The organism is Sporosarcina sp. NCCP-2331, from assembly GCF_023707945.1.
In the GTDB taxonomy this organism is placed as follows: Bacteria; Bacillota; Bacilli; order Bacillales_A; family Planococcaceae; genus Sporosarcina; species Sporosarcina cascadiensis.
In genome coordinates, this window is record NZ_BRCD01000014.1 from 39,880 (window position 1) to 55,836 (window position 15,957).

General features: G+C 40.8%; 14 protein-coding genes. All 14 read right to left on the bottom strand.

All coding sequences use genetic code 11. The features are described from left to right. Positions 1-48: 48 nt before the first annotated feature. The gene (locus tag NCCP2331_RS09885) at positions 49-1,029 is read right to left on the bottom strand and encodes a sugar ABC transporter substrate-binding protein (protein ID WP_251670356.1); all 981 of its coding nucleotides are present in this window, start codon (positions 1,027-1,029) and stop codon (positions 49-51) included. Continuing rightward, the gene (locus tag NCCP2331_RS09890) at positions 1,030-2,058 is read right to left on the bottom strand and encodes a zinc-binding dehydrogenase (RefSeq protein WP_251670358.1); all 1,029 of its coding nucleotides are present in this window, start codon (positions 2,056-2,058) and stop codon (positions 1,030-1,032) included. A gap of 26 nt (positions 2,059-2,084) precedes the next feature. After that, entirely contained in the window at positions 2,085-2,909 is an 825-nt protein-coding gene (locus tag NCCP2331_RS09895) for a sugar phosphate isomerase/epimerase family protein (RefSeq protein WP_251670360.1), read from the bottom strand. Further along, entirely contained in the window at positions 2,906-3,877 is a 972-nt protein-coding gene (locus NCCP2331_RS09900) for a sugar ABC transporter substrate-binding protein (protein WP_251670361.1), read from the bottom strand. Before NCCP2331_RS09900 ends, NCCP2331_RS09895 begins: the two co-directional genes overlap by 4 nt. Positions 3,878-3,912: 35 nt before the next feature. Beyond that, a complete protein-coding gene (locus tag NCCP2331_RS09905) occupies positions 3,913-4,917 on the bottom strand; it encodes an ABC transporter permease (RefSeq protein WP_251670362.1) in 1,005 nt (334 codons plus the stop codon). Further along, positions 4,918-6,405, bottom strand: coding sequence for a sugar ABC transporter ATP-binding protein (locus NCCP2331_RS09910; protein WP_251670364.1), 1,488 nt, complete (start codon positions 6,403-6,405; stop codon positions 4,918-4,920). A gap of 120 nt (positions 6,406-6,525) precedes the next feature. After that, entirely contained in the window at positions 6,526-7,560 is a 1,035-nt protein-coding gene (locus NCCP2331_RS09915) for a Gfo/Idh/MocA family oxidoreductase (protein WP_251670366.1), read from the bottom strand. 19 nt (positions 7,561-7,579) lie between these two features. Next, positions 7,580-8,521: a myo-inosose-2 dehydratase gene (iolE, locus tag NCCP2331_RS09920; protein WP_251670368.1), complete on the bottom strand. Its 942-nt coding sequence runs from the start codon at positions 8,519-8,521 to the stop codon at positions 7,580-7,582. Positions 8,522-8,591: 70 nt separating this feature from the next. After that, the gene (gene iolB, locus NCCP2331_RS09925; RefSeq protein ID WP_251670370.1) at positions 8,592-9,398 is read right to left on the bottom strand and encodes a 5-deoxy-glucuronate isomerase; all 807 of its coding nucleotides are present in this window, start codon (positions 9,396-9,398) and stop codon (positions 8,592-8,594) included. Positions 9,399-9,416: 18 nt separating this feature from the next. Then, a complete protein-coding gene (iolD, locus tag NCCP2331_RS09930) occupies positions 9,417-11,285 on the bottom strand; it encodes a 3D-(3,5/4)-trihydroxycyclohexane-1,2-dione acylhydrolase (decyclizing) (protein ID WP_251670372.1) in 1,869 nt (622 codons plus the stop codon). Beyond that, positions 11,272-12,300 (bottom strand): Gfo/Idh/MocA family oxidoreductase, encoded by a 1,029-nt coding sequence (locus NCCP2331_RS09935; protein WP_264879247.1) that lies wholly within the window; start codon positions 12,298-12,300, stop codon positions 11,272-11,274. The genes iolD and NCCP2331_RS09935 overlap by 14 nt, the downstream gene beginning before the upstream one ends. A 46-nt stretch (positions 12,301-12,346) precedes the next feature. Beyond that, complete coding sequence (locus NCCP2331_RS09940; RefSeq protein ID WP_251670375.1) at positions 12,347-13,555, bottom strand: diphosphate--fructose-6-phosphate 1-phosphotransferase; 1,209 nt, start codon at positions 13,553-13,555, stop codon at positions 12,347-12,349. Between the two features lie 73 nt (positions 13,556-13,628). After that, positions 13,629-14,672 carry a LacI family DNA-binding transcriptional regulator gene (locus NCCP2331_RS09945; protein ID WP_251670376.1) on the bottom strand — a complete coding sequence of 348 codons (1,044 nt, stop codon included), beginning with the start codon at positions 14,670-14,672 and terminating at the stop codon, positions 13,629-13,631. A gap of 17 nt (positions 14,673-14,689) precedes the next feature. Then, positions 14,690-15,700, bottom strand: coding sequence for a Gfo/Idh/MocA family protein (locus tag NCCP2331_RS09950; RefSeq protein WP_251670377.1), 1,011 nt, complete (start codon positions 15,698-15,700; stop codon positions 14,690-14,692). Between the last annotated feature and the right edge of the window lie 257 nt (positions 15,701-15,957).

The window sequence follows — 15,957 nt, forward strand, 5'->3', positions numbered from 1 at the left end:
CCAGGCCCACCGCATTCTAGCAGACATGCAGTGAGCTGATCCGGACATTTACTTCTTCCCAAGCATTTCTTTCACTTTCTCTAAATGTTCTGCTGCATTTTCTTCAGTAATCAATTCAATTCCACTGTCAATTTCTCTATCTACTGATTCGCCCTTAATCGCTTTCAGTGCATTTTCAACTCCCAAATATGACATATTATATGGGTTCTGGCCTACAGTAGCTGTTACTTCACCCGCTGCAATGGATTCTAAGCCATCTGCTGTACCATCGACGCCGACAATGGGAATGTTGACTCCATTAGAGGTTGTTGCTTTCAAAGCACCTAATGACATGGCATCGTTTGCAGAGAATACCCCTTTAATTCCCGGGTTGGCTGTTAAAATGTTTTCCATTGTATTGACTGCTTTGGTCCGGTCGAAATCAGCTGATTGGGAAGTTGCAATTTTAATGCCGGCTTCTTTCATATAATCTTTTACACCACGCACTCGTTCTTCGTTAACAGCCGCGCCTGAGACACCTTCTAGAATAGCAATCTCATCACCTTTGGATAAAAGGGATGCTAAGTGCTCTGCCGCTTTTTGTCCGGCAGTATAATTATCTATGCCAATATAGGTAAGTTTTTCATCCCAATTCAAATTGGTATCGATCAATAATACCGGTATATCTTTATCTGTGTACTTAGATAAAGTGGGAATGGCTGACTCTGTACTCGGCATCACTACAAGCGCGTCGGGTTTGTCTGTTAGTAAGTCTTCCAAGATATTAATTAATTCCTGTTCCTTTGTTTGAGTAGATGCTGCTAAAAACTTCCCATTTACATCAAAATCTTTAAACGCTTGCTTAGCTCCTGCTTCTGCAAGTTTAAAGTATTCTTGATCCGCTCCTTTCAGCACTACCGCCACAGTCGGTTTACCACTTTGTTTTTCATCTCCGCCAGAGGAACTTTCTGCGTTGCCTTCTGTGCCACTGCACGCAGCGACAAGCAAAAGAACAGCACTTATAATTAATAAGAAAAGCTTCTTTTTCATTTAATCCTCTCCTTCGCTTTCCGGATAGACGATAATTTTAATAGCTTCTCCAGTTCTCATGATATCTATCGCTTCATGTATATTTCCTAAATTCGTCTGATGGGTGATCAGGTGATCTAATTTCAGCATACCTGATTCCAAAATCTTAATAACTTTTGGGAAATGATTGTTTTGTATAATGGTTCCATATACCGTGATTTCTTCTTGAGTAATTTTAAATTGCTTAATAGGAGGTCTTGCATTCTCATTCATTCCTACTAATAGGATTTTTCCGCCTTTCCGTACTAAATCAAGTGCTTGATCAAATAACACACCCACACAATCTATTACGATATCTGCGCCTATCTGTGTTATTTCATGAACCAACTCTTCAACACTTTGCTCATTAGGATTAATTGTATGTGTAGCTCCCGATTCCTTTGCATAATTCAAGCGATAGTCAGATAAATCAACCACTATTACTTTACCTGCTCCAGTACTTTTTTGGACCTGAGTAAATAATTGACCCATCGGACCCGCCCCTAAAATGACCACACTATCTCCAGGGCTCATTTGCAATTTTTCACTGCCATTAATGACGCAGGATAATGGTTCTGCCAGAACAGCCACTTCTGCCGGAACCTCTTTTGATATCCGGTGAACATTCTGCGAAGGGATCACACTGTATGGAGCCCATCCCCCATTTTCAAAAATACCAATAGTCGAGAAGTTTTCACATAAGTTCTGCTTGCCCAACTTACAATAAAAACAATCACCGCAAACTACTGTGGGATCTATCACTACACGGTCACCGACAGCTACATTTCGAACGTTTTTCCCAATCTCTACGATCTCTCCAATAAATTCATGGCCTTGAATGATTCCCGTGGTAGCCGGATGAGTCGGAGGTTCCGATAAAATATGGATATCCGAACCGCAAATACTTGCTGCCTCCACTTTAACCTTTACTTGATTGTCACTTTCAATTTCGGGGATATTCTTATTTTGCAGGGATAGTTTCCCGATATCTTCAAAGACAGCTGCTAACATAATATTTCCTCCTGACTGTGCATGTATTAAATATATTGATTTAGTATCTTCAACGAACTTTTCAGATACTCTGTTAATTGGAGGTTCTTTGATGAATTCGCTTCGAAAGGACTTCCGCTGGGAACCAGACACTCCAATACTACCGGCCCGTCATACTGAATTGTTTTTAATGCAGTAAAGATAGCGGGAAAATCAAGATGCCCCATTCCTAAGCCTTTTCTGTTATTGTCCGCAACGTGAAATACTGCTAACTGATCGGCTGAATCGAATATGGCTTGAATAAGATCTTCTTCTTCAAGATTCATATGGAATGTATCAACCAGCATTTTTACATTAGTGTGTTTTATCTCACTGACAAACCTGCAGGCATCATTTGCCGAATTCAGCAAAGAACTTTCATAGCGGTTTATAGGTTCTATAATTAAGTCAATGTCTTCAGCTGCAGCCGTTTCACTCAGTTTCTTCACGGAATCAAGGGCGCGCTGCCAATTCTCATCTTTCTCTATCGGCGATGTAATCTTCCCAACTGCTGAAGGACAGATCACAATATAATCGGCAGCCAGCTCTCCCGCTGTCTTAATTTGTTCTTGAAAATAAGACACCGCTTTATTCCGATAATCTGAATTATGGTTGGATAAATCTTTTGTTTCATCCGGCCAGGAGGCATCCCCTGTCATTCCACCGATGATCAGATCTGTATCTTTCAGAATCGATTTGATTTTCGAAGTTTGATTAACTGCCTCGGATGCCGCTATTTCAATTGATTGATAGCCCAGACTGTCAATCGTTCGAATCGTTTTTTCTATCGGCTGGTCACCAAATATCCAGCTGCATACAGAAATCTTGTTCATTTTCCTAAATATCCTTCAATTTCTTTTAGTCGTTCTTCCGCATTATCAATTGTGTATACTTCGGCTCCAGAATCAATTCGCTCATCCACCGTCTCGCCGTTCATTGCTTTATAAGCTGATTGAACTCCCAAATAGCCCATTTGGTAAGGATCCTGGGCAATATTAGCAATCAATTTCCCATCTACGACTGCCTGTAGACCATCTGGCGTTCCATCAAATCCAATCAATGGGATTTTGGTGCTATTTTTATTCTCCAATCCTTTATACGAACCGAGTGCCATTTCATCTGATGTTGCGAAAACAGCTTTGATATCCGGATCGGCGGTCAGTGTATTCTCAACAATATTTACTGCTTTCACGCGATCACTCTGGGCATCCTGTATGATAAATTGAATGTTCTTATCCTCTAAAGCCGCCTTAAAACCTTCAGTGCGCTCATCATGAACTTTAGCACCCATTTGACCTCTTACGATTAATACCTTGTCATTTTCTTTTAATTGATCGCTAATGAATTCTCCGCCTTTAAATGCAGCATCAAAGTTTTCCGTTCCTATGAAGGTGACCCGCTTATCAAAGCCGTCCACATTGGAATCAGCTAAAACGACAGGAATGCTCTTTGCACTGGCTTTTTCAAGAATAGGCAACATTGCTTCCGGCAAACTGGGCGCAACGACCAATCCATCGACATCAGAAGACACTAAATCTTCCACCATCTTGACTTGCTGTTCATATAGGGTTTCTTCGGTAGGGCCTAAGATATCGACTTGGACTCCCAACTCTTCTGCAGCCTTCTTCGCTCCAGCCACGTGGATCTTCCAGTACTCAGAGTTCAGTGACATTAGAACCACACCGATTTTTTTACCGTCTCCTGAATCAGCATTAACCGTTACTTTTGAGTCGTCATCTTGTGAACATGCAGCTAACAGAGTAATGCATAACAGTAAAGTAAACAGAAATTTTTTGCCCATTATTTATATTCCTCCTCTAAGGGATAATTGGTGAGTTAATTTTTAGACCTTCTGCGTAACACATCAACATACACTGCCAAAATAATGACAACCCCGATCACAACTGTTTGGACATCGGTTGATGTGCCCAATAGGTTGAGACCATTTCGTAAAACTGCGATGATCATGGCACCAATTAACGTTCCCCAGACCGTCCCTACTCCTCCAAAAAAACTGGCTCCGCCGATAATAACGGCTGCAATCGCGTCAAGCTCGTAGGTAAGTCCGGCAATCGGTGATGCAGCGTTTGTTCTTCCAATTAGAACAAGACCAGCAAGACCCGCCATCAATCCACTAATTGTATAGACTTTAATAAGTACTTTGTCGACCGGAATACCTGAAAGTCTTGCCGCCTCTTTATTACCGCCTATGGCATAAATATACCTGCCCGTAGATGATCTGGTTAAGAACACATGGAAGATAACACAAATAATTAATACTAAAATGAAACTAACCGGAATGACCCCTACACTTTCAGACCCAGTGAAGTTAATCAAATAGGCGAAGCCGAAAATTGGGGAGGCTCCTGTGATGATCAGCGCCAATCCTCTGAAGACATTCATTGTTCCCAAAGTAGAAATGAATGGATGAGGCAAGCGCAATTTTGTAAGCAGCAAACCATTCAACAAGCCTGCCAGCGCGCCAACTGCCAAACAAACGATGATACCGATTATCGGGGAAAAGCCCCATGTTACGGAAACTACTCCTGTCATGACAATTGAAATTGCCAGTATGGAGCCAACTGACAAATCAATTCCAGCTGTTAGAATCGGTAATAGCATCCCGATAGAAAGCAATGCATTGATGGAGGACTGTCTTGCAATATTCATCAAGTTATCAACTTTTAAGAAGCTAGGCGAAAGAATTGACAAAACAATCGTCAAAATTAATAAACCGAATAATGCTCCAAACTTATTGACAATGTATTTCACGTTATATTTACGTTTTTCCTTTGGCAATTCAACCGTTTCTACCGTACTTAAACCATTTTGTTCTGCCATTCAATGACCTCCTGTTGCAGCTTTCATAATAATTTCCTGATCAGCATTTATACGATCAAGATCTGCGCTAATCTTTCCTTCATTCATCACCAATATCCTATCCGAAATCCCAAGTATTTCAGGAAGCTCAGAAGATATTACGATAACGCCAGCCCCATTCTCGACTAAATAATTCATCAGATTATATACTTCTACCTTGGCCCCGACATCTATTCCGCGGGTAGGTTCATCGAATATAAATATTCGTGCGTCAGTGAACAGCCATTTAGCAATTACTACTTTTTGTTGGTTTCCACCACTAAGATGTCTGGTCATTAAATCAACATTATTGGGACGAATACTTAATTCTTTAACATACTTATTAGCGATTTCCCTTTGCCTGCTGACATTGATCAAACCGTTTCTCTTAACGTTATTAATATTGGAGATAGTTTTATTAAAGATAAGCGACTGATCTAAAAACAACCCTTCTTCCTTTCTATCCTCTGTAATGAATGCAAGTCCTGCCTTTATGGCATCTATCGGATTGCGGATTACTTGCTTTTCACCGTCTATATAGGTTTCGCCTCTATAGATTGTATCCGCACCAAATATTGCCCTTGCCAACTCTGTTCTTCCTGCTCCTACCAATCCGGATATCCCCAGAATTTCTCCTTGGTATGCAGTGAAGTTGATGACTGGAGAGTCAGCAGTTAACTGCATATCCTTAACTCGTAAGATTTCTTTTCCTTTTTTGAATTCATGTTTAGGGAATTTATTATCAAGTGAACGCCCTACCATTAAAGAAATCATTTTGTCGATGCTGGTGGTTGCCGTATCGACAGTAGCAATTTTAGCGCCATCTCGCAGGATCGTAATTCTGTCGCTAATTCGTTTGATTTCTTCCAATCTGTGAGAAATATAGATAATTGTCATACCTTGATTTTTTAATCGTTCAATTGTTTGTAGTAATTGTTCTGCTTCTCTTTCACTTAAGCTGGAAGTGGGCTCATCCATAATAATGAGTTCACAATTCAAGGAAAGCGCTTTAGCAATCTCGATTAATTGTTGCTGGCCCACACCTAATTCACTGACCAATGTGTCAGGGTCCACTCTTTGACCAAGTGTTTCCATAATAGCTTTTGCTTCTTCTCGCATTTTCTTCCTGTCAAGCAGCGAAAATTTTCCGCCAGATTTCTTTTCATTACCAAGGAATATATTTTCCATTACCGACAATTCGGGAACTAGATTTAATTCTTGGTAAATAGTGCCAATCCCTGCATCGATAGAGTCACTAGGTTTACTGACCACCAGCTCCTCATTTTTCCATCTGAGATCCCCTTCATCTTTGGAGTAGGCGCCTGTAATAATTTTAATGATTGTAGACTTTCCAGCGCCATTTTCGCCCAGCAAGACATGGATTTCTCCGGATTCTACTTGGATGTCAATATCTTTTAACACTTGGACTCCTGAAAACGATTTGCATATTCCTTTTAATTCTAGTAACATCCTGCCTCACCTCTTTAGTTTACTTAGGAAACTTGATGATTTTTTACAGCTGGACATTCTGTTCGGCAGATGAAGCGCTTTCATATCATTCGTCCTGTCAGTTGCCGATTGCAGTTCTTGTCAGCCTAGAATTTTCTCTTCGATGTTCCGTAATAATACCGTCTCCCCATTTCTGAATGAACGGGTTGCTGCTGTTGCGATTTCCAATGCTTTCTTTCCGTCCAACGCGTTGCATTTCGGCTGTTCTCCGGTTTGGATGCACTGTATGAAATGAATCATTTCCAATAGATATGCTTCTTGAAAACGTGTCGGGAAGTCCTGTACCAAGTCATAGCTGGTTTGATTCGCACGAAGTATACGGATATCATTAGTTCTCATAGAACCGATCTGGATAGCGCCTTCTGTACCTATGACTTCTCCGCGAATATCATAGCCATATGGAGCAATGCGCATCGTCTCAATGTCTGCTGCTGCACCCGATTTGAAGCGGATCGTAGACAGTCCCTGATCAACATCCTGATATTTCTCCATGAACTGATTGGATTCATTTAAAATATTTCCGGTGCTTAAAATAGAGTGCACTTCGTCTTCCATTAAGAAGCGGGCTATATCATAATCGTGAATTGCTACATCCAGGAATATTCCGCCACTATGTTTTATAAATTGCTCAGGAGGAACATTTCCATCTCGACTTGCTGCCTTAAAATATAGTGGTTTTCCAATATCCCCAGCTTTAATTCTTTTTTTAGCTTCCACATACGCAGGATCGAATCTTCTCATAAAGCCTACTTGGCAAAGCACTTGATGCTCCTCGATTGATTGGATTACTCCATCAGCCTCCAGTAAGTTACTGGTCAATGGCTTTTCTACGAAAATATGCTTGCCATTCTCTGCTGCTTTTTTAATCATTTCAGCATGTACATCAGTCGGTGTAACAATTACTACCGCATCAATCTCATCATTTGTAAATGGACTGTTGACATCAGTAGACCACTTCGAGATACCCAGCTCTTTAGCTACTTGCTCTGCTCGGCCTTCCAGTGGATCGACCACCTGTACTACCTCTGCTCCTTGGATTTTTGTGGCGATATTTTGAGCATGCCAGTATCCGAGACGTCCGAGACCCAATACGGCGACTTTTACATTACCTTTCATTTCTCATCCTCCTTAGCTTTTAGTTATTTGCTTTTGTGTAGTTCTCTTGATTGATTTGGTCAACGATTTGCTGTAAATAATGTATCGAATTTTCAGCATAATCATAAGGATTATGTTCTAAGGGATCTTGTTCTCCCTCTATCAGTGCCCAACGGTTATAATTATGTTCCATCATTATTTTTATAATAGATGTAAAATCAATGCAGCCATCTCCAGGTACGGTAAATAACCCACTGCGCAGTGACTTTCTAAGACTATATTTTTCTGATAGTGCTTTTTCAAGTACATCTTTCCGGATATCTTTCAAATGAATATATTTCACTCGATCATAGTATTTTTGCAAGAGTTCAACAGGGTCATTTGTCCCATATAAAGCATGGCCCGTATCATATAAAAGAGATACTAATGCGGGATCGGTCATTTCCATCAGCTTATCGATTTCGGATGGCTGCTCTACTACTGTACCTGCATGATGGTGGTACACTAAATCCATACCATACTCTTGGCAGATTTCTCCGGCTTTATTTAAACCTTCCGCAAGATAATTCCACTGGTCTTCTTTCAGATGTTCAACAAATGTCTCATCCTGCTTACGGGTTGGATCTTGATTTAACATCGATCCGCCGATTTCTGCTGTGCTAACAACCTTGCAGTCGAATAACTTTAAGAATTGCACATGTTTCCTGTATGCATCTAGTTCCTCTTTTTGACGGGAAGGATCTGTGAAGAATACTGATTTCCATTGTGTTGTCAGTGACAAGCCATACTTGTTTAATGCCTTTTTTAATTCATTCGGGTCTTTCGGAAACTTTCTACTGACTTCTGTTCCCTTGACCCCCAATGACGAGATCTCCTCCATCACTTGGTCATATTCATAGAAATCCCCATGTTCCTGTACATCTTCACCAACCCAGTTGATTGGATGAATTCCCAGTTTAAATGATGTGTTTTTTAATCCCATGTAATAACCTCCGGCCTTTTATCTTAAAGTGCAGTCCCGCGCTTTGCTGACAGCTGCACTTCATGTATTATTACTTCGTTAACCACTCATGATCTGGATCATTGGTAAACCGCCATTTACGAATTGGACCAGCCATGACATTTAGATAATACAATTCATAGCCTGGAGGTGCGGAACATGGATGATGACCCTTCGGAACCATAACCGAATCTCCGTCACTTACAATGATTGTCTCATCGAGCGTCCGGTCATCAGTGTAGACCCGCTGAATCGCAAACCCGCCATCTGCCGGATTAATTTTATGATAGTATGTTTCTTCTAAATATGTTTCATCCGGAAAGTTTTCCGTGTCATGCTTATGTGGTGGATAACTGGACCAATTACCAGCTGGAGTAAACACCTCAATAACGAACAGACTGTCAGCCGGCTGGTCTTCTGGTATGATGCCATGTATTTCCCTTGTCATATGACCGGAACCGCGTTTTGCCACATCTACATCTTTCGGCTCAATCAACCTTGCTTCATAGGTTCCTTTTCCCGGTGCGGTACAAACAGCAATTTCCACATCTGTTTGTGCCACTAATTTCATATTATCATCATTCGGAATATAGACAGTATAGGCAGCTGTGTCATCAAAGACACTCATGCGCTCTCCGATATTCTTCCATTCTTTATGTTTAGTAAAAGCATCTGCCTTACCTGAAAGCAATACGACCGCCATCTCCCTATCGCCTGTTTCCTGCTGAAATATTTCGCCTTTACCAAGTTTATATACTTCAAATCCCACGTACTCCCAGCCCGCCGATTCAGGCGTGATACGCAGCAGATTTCCGTTTTGATCGGCTGTTTGATTTGGTTTCACTTGTAGTTTTGACATTTCCATAACCTCCAATGATTAATACTTTCTGGCTTCTTGTTTCTTTTTCTCCATCTCCTGATATGCATTTTGAACCTTTTCACTAGTTGAAACTTCTGCCACCCCTAAATGCCACCAAGATTCGTATCCTTCTGTACTTGTGCCCGGCAACACTTTAATGTCAATTAGAGTAGTGATTTTCTCTTCCTTTGCCTTGGCTAATGCATCTTTCAGTTCTTCCTCTGTTCGTACAGTATAGGATTTAGCACCCAGACTCCGCGCATTTGCAGCAAAATCAATTGTGAAATAATCACCTGACAGCCGGTTATCTTTTTCTGAACGATATCGGAATTCATTGCCGAACCCTTCACTGCCCTGCCCTACCTGTAAATTATGGATACACTGATAACCATTGTTATCCAGCAGCAGAATTATAATTTTTTTGTTTTCTTGGATGCTCGTTACTAATTCGGTATGAAGCATAAGATAGCTGCCGTCACCGACAAAGGCATATACGTCCTCGTCCTTATCTGCGGCCATTTTCACACCAAGAGCACCTGCGATTTCATAACCCATGCATGAAAATCCATATTCCATGTGATAGGTTTTTGGATTCTTGCTTCGCCATAAACGATGCAAATCACCAGGCATGCTGCCGGCCGCACAAGTAATAATAGCGTTATCTCCAATCGTATTATTGATGGTTCCAAGAACAGCTGTTTGAGCCAGCCCGTTTTCTGCTTCGGCAGAATAATATTTATCAACAATCTGATCCCATTCTACTTTTAAACGCTCAAGTCTCCCATTATCATAAGCGCTGACATATTCCTTTTTTTCCAAGACGTTGCTTAATCTTTCAAGAGCTAATTTAGCGTCTGAAACTAAAGCCTGCGATTCCATTTTCAAGGCGTCCATACTGCTGACATTAATATTAAGGAACTCAACATCAGGATTGGCAAATGCAACTTTTGAAGATGTTGAGAAATCTGTCAGTCTCGTTCCCACTGCAATAATCAAGTCAGCTTCTTTTGCCAATTTGTTTGCAGCCAGTGATCCGGTTGATCCAATACTTCCCATGTTGTAGTCGTGATTCCATGCCAACGCACTTTTCCCTGCCTGCGTTTCACCTACCGGGATTTTGAACTTTTCTGCAAAAGCGGCCAATTCATCCGTTGCAAGCGAGTAATGTACTCCGCCCCCGGCGATAATGATAGGTCTCTCTTTAGACATAATCAATTTGGCGGCACGCTCAATCGACTCGTCTGATGTAATTCGGCGGTCGACATAGTGAACTCTTTTCTTAAAGAATTCTACCGGATAATCATATGCTTCAGCCTGAACATCTTGCGGCAATGCTAAAGTCACAGCTCCCGTATCAGCCGGATCAGTCAGCACCCGCATTGCATTAAGAGCTGCGGTCATCAATTGTTCGGGTCTCGATACGCGATCCCAATATTTACTTACCGGTTTAAACGCATCGTTGGATGAAATGGTATAATCAGTCGGGTCTTCAATTTGCTGCAAAACCGGGTCGGGCTGGCGTGTAGCGAACGTATCACCAGGGAGCAGAAGCACAGGAATTCTATTAACTGTCGCAGTAGCTGCAGCAGTCACCATATTTAGAGCTCCGGGTCCTACCGATGAAGTACAGGCATAAATCTCCAATCGGTTTTTATGTTTAGCATAAGCAGTTGCGGTATGCACCATTCCTTGTTCGTTCTTTCCTTGCAAGTACGTGAGATCACCCGTGTGGTTTTCTAAAGCCTCTCCCATGCCAGTCACATTTCCGTGACCAAATATTCCAAAAACTCCTTTGACAAATTTACGTTCCTCACCGTCAAAATAGATGTACTGATTATCCAAAAACTTCAGCAAAGCCTGTGCCATGGTTAGTCTAACTGTCTTCATTTTCTTCACTCCTGTTTATATGTATTTTTTTATTTTTTTCAAATGACTCTCTTGCAGCTTCAGAGATTTGTAAAGCAATTTTTCCGTCCAACTCATTAACCAGTGGCTCGTGGCCATGTCCGGCACATTCAATAAAATGTTCCATCTCATTTAGAAACCCTTCTCGAAAATAGCTCGGAAAGTCGGGGATGTTCTCAAAATATTCATAGCCGTCTTTGAGCAGCAGATTGTCGCATTGCTGAATAGAACCAATTTCTATCATTCCTTCTGTTCCCAGCACTTCCCCCCGAATATCATAACCGTATGAGGAGTTCCTGCTTCCTTCTATTACTGCAGTTGACCCATTTGTAAAAACTAAATGGGATAAAGATTGATCGACGTCTGTATACTTTTTCATAAAAGGATGCATTTGCACTGTCCCAAAAGTCTGAATAGAATCCACTTCACTGTCCATCAAGTATCGAGCTATATCGTAGTCATGTATGCAAAGGTCCAAGAAAATGCCACCACTTGTCTTAATATAACTTTCGGGAGGAGACCCCGGGTCTCTGCTGACACCGCGGTAAAGAATCGGTTTACCAATATCTCCTCTATTTATTCTTTTTTTGGCTTCAACATATGCGGGTGCAAATCTTCTCATAAAGCCTACCTGGCATATAATTTTGTTTTCCTTTACACTGCTAATCACCGTATCTGCTTCTTCAACCGTGCTGGTAAGCGGCTTATCGACAAATACATGCTTTTTATGTTTTGCAGCTTTCAAAATCAGTTCGGCATGCGTATGTGTTGGTGTGGCAATAATCACGGCATTTACTGTTTCATCCTGCCATATTACATCCAGGTCATTTGTCCATAAATCTACGCCTAATGCCTGAGCCGCTTTTTTTGCCGATTCTTCTCTGGAGGCCGCAATATACTTAACGTTTGCTTCTGCAATATTCATCACCAGATTTTCGGCATGAATGATTCCCAACCTTCCTACACCGATAACCGCGCATGTTACTTGATTAGACAAATAATCATTCCTTTCTGGGTAAGCGCTTTTTCAAAAATGCTTGATTTCATAATATAACTTCATAAAGAGGGAGACCATTCTCCATGGGAATTTGCACTTCCCCCTGTATTAATGGACGAATATATTGTAGAAACTCTTCCTGCATCGTATGTTTCTCTTGATCGTACCATGCAATTGGAATATGCTTTTCTTTATTTGCTACATCAATCAGCATTTTAGGATTGAACTCAATTCGATAGTCTTCATTCGCTGAATTAATTCGATCAATACCAACCATGATTCCTGTATAGCCTTTTATCGCCAACTTCCAAGCAGTTCTCCCTGCCTCGTACGCTTCCTCAGCGTCAGTCTTAGAAGATAGCAAAATACTGCTTCTCTGCCAGATACTCGGCGTGATCGACCGGGTCTGTATTCCTGTCTGGTTTTCAATTTGTTCTTGTAAGTGGGTGGTGACTCCTCCCAGTTTTGCCCGATTTAACGGATCATATTCCAGCTCGCCGATTTCTTTGTTAACCAACGTACCATCAGCATTTACAATACCTTCTGATACAATCAGGAAACTATTTCGATTTTCTTTATGGGTTTCTATAACTTTTCCAATACAGTCATCTAAATTAAAAGGTATTTCAGGTATATAAATCATTGTTTGGCTGTGTTCTTCATTTCTTGCAAGTGCACAAGCCCCGGCCAGCCAACCCGTATGTCTTCCCATTGTTTCGATAATCGTCACCCGGCTGTTATTCGGATAGCTTGCCGCATCCATCTGCATCTCAAGTAAGGAAGTAGTCAAAAACTTTGCCGCACTGCCGTAGCCAGGGGAATGATCCGTTTCCAGCAAATCATTATCTATAGATTTCGGTATACCGATCACCACTAAGCTATAACCAAGAATAGAGGCCGCCTCTTCAATCATTCGGGCAATTTGCATGGAACCATTGCCGCCGATATAAAAAAAGTAGCGAATATTGTATTTCTTTAGCACTGTTATGATCTGCTCAGCCTCATCCTCTGTCAGCTTGTGTCGGCATGTGCCCAGCGCAGCGCCTGGAGTAGAACGCAACTGAATTCTTTTTTTAAATGAGAGGGTGGATAACTCCACAAAGTCTTCTGAGATTAATCCGTGCAGGCCACCTAAACTTCCGTACACTTTTCCGATGAATTGTTGTTCCTCCATCTCATCGAGCAATCCAACGAGAGAGTTATTAATGACAGCAGTAGGCCCTCCTGATTGTGAAACTAAGCAATTACTAGTCATGAAGTCGATACCTCCGTTTATTTGCATCAAGGAAAGCGCTTACTGAATGTTATGAAATAACTTAAATCACATTCTAATACGACGGTTCAGAAAAATCAATAGTTTTTGAAATTTGCTTATTTATTTCTTTAGTCGAATTCCTTACTACTAGATTTGGCAACAGGGTAATTCGACCCTTCTCTTCCCTTTCTCCTTTAATTATAGAGATCATAAGGTCCATTACTTCTTTGCCCATACTTTGAATCGGTTGGGCAATTGTAGTTAAAGGTGGTTCAATAATTGAGACGATTGACGTATTATCAAATCCTACGACTGACAAGTCATCTGGAATGCTCAATCCCATTTCTTTTGCTCTCTGAATTACGCCTGATGCCAGTAAATCATTACAAGCAAAAATGGCAGTAGGCATCTGGTCATTTGATGCGTAGAAATCGACCATTTTTCTCCCAGCTAAAATATTATCAATTTCATCCGTATAAACGTAATCTAATTGTGGTTCTAGCCCTTTTTCTTCCAAAGCAAAATTGAATCCCCGCAGTCTTTCTCTATTACTATATAAGTTGCGCGCTACTACTCCTATACGTTCGTGACCGAGTTCAGTCAAATGCTGTGCTGCCAAATAGCCGCCCATAAAATCGTCAATCGCCACTGCATCTACTGAAAACATTGGAAAGTCTCGTGCTACAATTACTACTGGCACGTCGGCTTTCATCAGTTGTTCTACTTTGTCCAAACTTTCGAACCCTGACGCTAAAATGAATCCATCTACTTGCTTTTGCTTAAGCAGTGATAAGTAATTATCTTCTTTTTCTGGGTCATAATCTGTATTGCAGATCACCAAATTGTAATCCATAAGATGTCCGCGATCCTCAATACTTCTTGCCAATTCCGCAAAAAACGGGTTTACTAAATCGGGTATGAGTAATCCAATAGTTTTCGTCTGCTTACCCATTAAAGCAGACGCTATTAAGTTAGGCCGGTAATCCAGCTCTTCCATTATATTTTTAACTCTATGTCTGGTCTTTTCACTAATCCTGCCTGTATTATTTATCACTTTTGAAACCGTTGCGATCGAAACATTCGCCTCTTTCGCTACATCATAAATTGTAACTTTCATAATCTATCTCATCGCCTTTAATAAGTTCTCGATTTTTCTTTAATAGTAACTTGCTCAGAAGAATTGTAGAGTGATTGATATGCTTTTTCTATGCAATTAATAACTTCAGCCGAATGCGTACCATTATAGACCGGCTCTGTATCATTTACGACAGCGTTTTGGAAATGTTCTATTTGCTGTAAGTATTGATCACCCGCGAATGTTTCTCTCTGAGTTTCATGCCCTTTTAAATCAAGCACCTTCACAACGCCTTCTCCATTTTCGGTAACGTCAGGACGGAATGCAGCTTCTGCAACAATCGTTCCTTTTTCACCAAAAATCTCATAACGATCCAAAAAGGAACCTGCAAACGAAGCAGTAATTTCAGCTGTCCGGCCTTCCTCATCCATATAAAAAGCAACAGAAACGGTATCAACTTGATATTTTTCCGGCACTTTCCCAACCATCCTGACCTGGGTCGGTTTCATGCCGATTATTTGTGTTAATGCGTGTACACCATAACAACCTACGTCCCAAAATGCCCCCCCGCCAAGTTCCCGGCTAAGACGGATATCCTCTTCACCATTAAGCATAAACGAAAAATGGGCTTTGACATGTAGATAGTCTCCAATTATCCCAGAGTCCATCAAATTCTTTACAAATTGATGCTGTGGATGGAATTGGTACATAAAGGCTTCCATAAACACTGCCTTATTCTCTTCTGCAGCTACTATGATTTCTTCCATATCTTTTACAGACAGCGTTGCAGGTTTTTCAACCAGTACATGTTTCTTTTTCTTTAACGCTTTCAAAATCCACTGTTTATGAAACGCATTTGGCAGTGGAATATAAACTGCATTAATCATCTCATCATTCAACAAGTCATCATAATTATTGTACACAACAGGTACATTAAAACGGTTTGCTCTCTCTATATTTCGTGATGCGATAGCTGAAACTTCTCCGTTGATTGATCTGCGGATCGCTGGCACTACTTCATCATATGCAATGTTTGCGGCTCCTAATATACCCCATTTGACTTTATTCATATATTTATTCACCCTTCTGCAATTCAGATTAAGCGCTTACCTTGATACTTATAAGGCGCTCTAACTTTCACCCTATTGTAAATCCTTATCTCAAAAAAAGCAAATACAAATTAGTTTATTTAGAAAATTCTTTTTTCTTCTTTTTTTGTTATAAGCTTTTATAGCACATTTTTACTTGGCTTCCAAAAAACTTTGGAAATGAAGTCATCTGAAATAAAAACGATAATCAATTCACCGTGTAATTCTCTTAGAGTAGG

Coding starts and splice junctions, on each gene's coding strand:
- iolD (WP_251670372.1), bottom strand. CDS start 11,285: ATGAAGACAGTTAGACTAACCATGGCACAGGCTTTGCTGAAGTTTTTG.
- NCCP2331_RS09940 (WP_251670375.1), bottom strand. CDS start 13,555: ATGACTAGTAATTGCTTAGTTTCACAATCAGGAGGGCCTACTGCTGTC.
- iolE (WP_251670368.1), bottom strand. CDS start 8,521: ATGGGATTAAAAAACACATCATTTAAACTGGGAATTCATCCAATCAAC.
- NCCP2331_RS09905 (WP_251670362.1), bottom strand. CDS start 4,917: ATGGCAGAACAAAATGGTTTAAGTACGGTAGAAACGGTTGAATTGCCA.
- NCCP2331_RS09900 (WP_251670361.1), bottom strand. CDS start 3,877: ATGGGCAAAAAATTTCTGTTTACTTTACTGTTATGCATTACTCTGTTA.
- iolB (WP_251670370.1), bottom strand. CDS start 9,398: ATGTCAAAACTACAAGTGAAACCAAATCAAACAGCCGATCAAAACGGA.
- NCCP2331_RS09910 (WP_251670364.1), bottom strand. CDS start 6,405: ATGTTACTAGAATTAAAAGGAATATGCAAATCGTTTTCAGGAGTCCAA.
- NCCP2331_RS09890 (WP_251670358.1), bottom strand. CDS start 2,058: ATGTTAGCAGCTGTCTTTGAAGATATCGGGAAACTATCCCTGCAAAAT.
- NCCP2331_RS09895 (WP_251670360.1), bottom strand. CDS start 2,909: ATGAACAAGATTTCTGTATGCAGCTGGATATTTGGTGACCAGCCGATA.
- NCCP2331_RS09885 (WP_251670356.1), bottom strand. CDS start 1,029: ATGAAAAAGAAGCTTTTCTTATTAATTATAAGTGCTGTTCTTTTGCTT.
- NCCP2331_RS09950 (WP_251670377.1), bottom strand. CDS start 15,700: ATGAATAAAGTCAAATGGGGTATATTAGGAGCCGCAAACATTGCATAT.
- NCCP2331_RS09945 (WP_251670376.1), bottom strand. CDS start 14,672: ATGAAAGTTACAATTTATGATGTAGCGAAAGAGGCGAATGTTTCGATC.
- NCCP2331_RS09915 (WP_251670366.1), bottom strand. CDS start 7,560: ATGAAAGGTAATGTAAAAGTCGCCGTATTGGGTCTCGGACGTCTCGGA.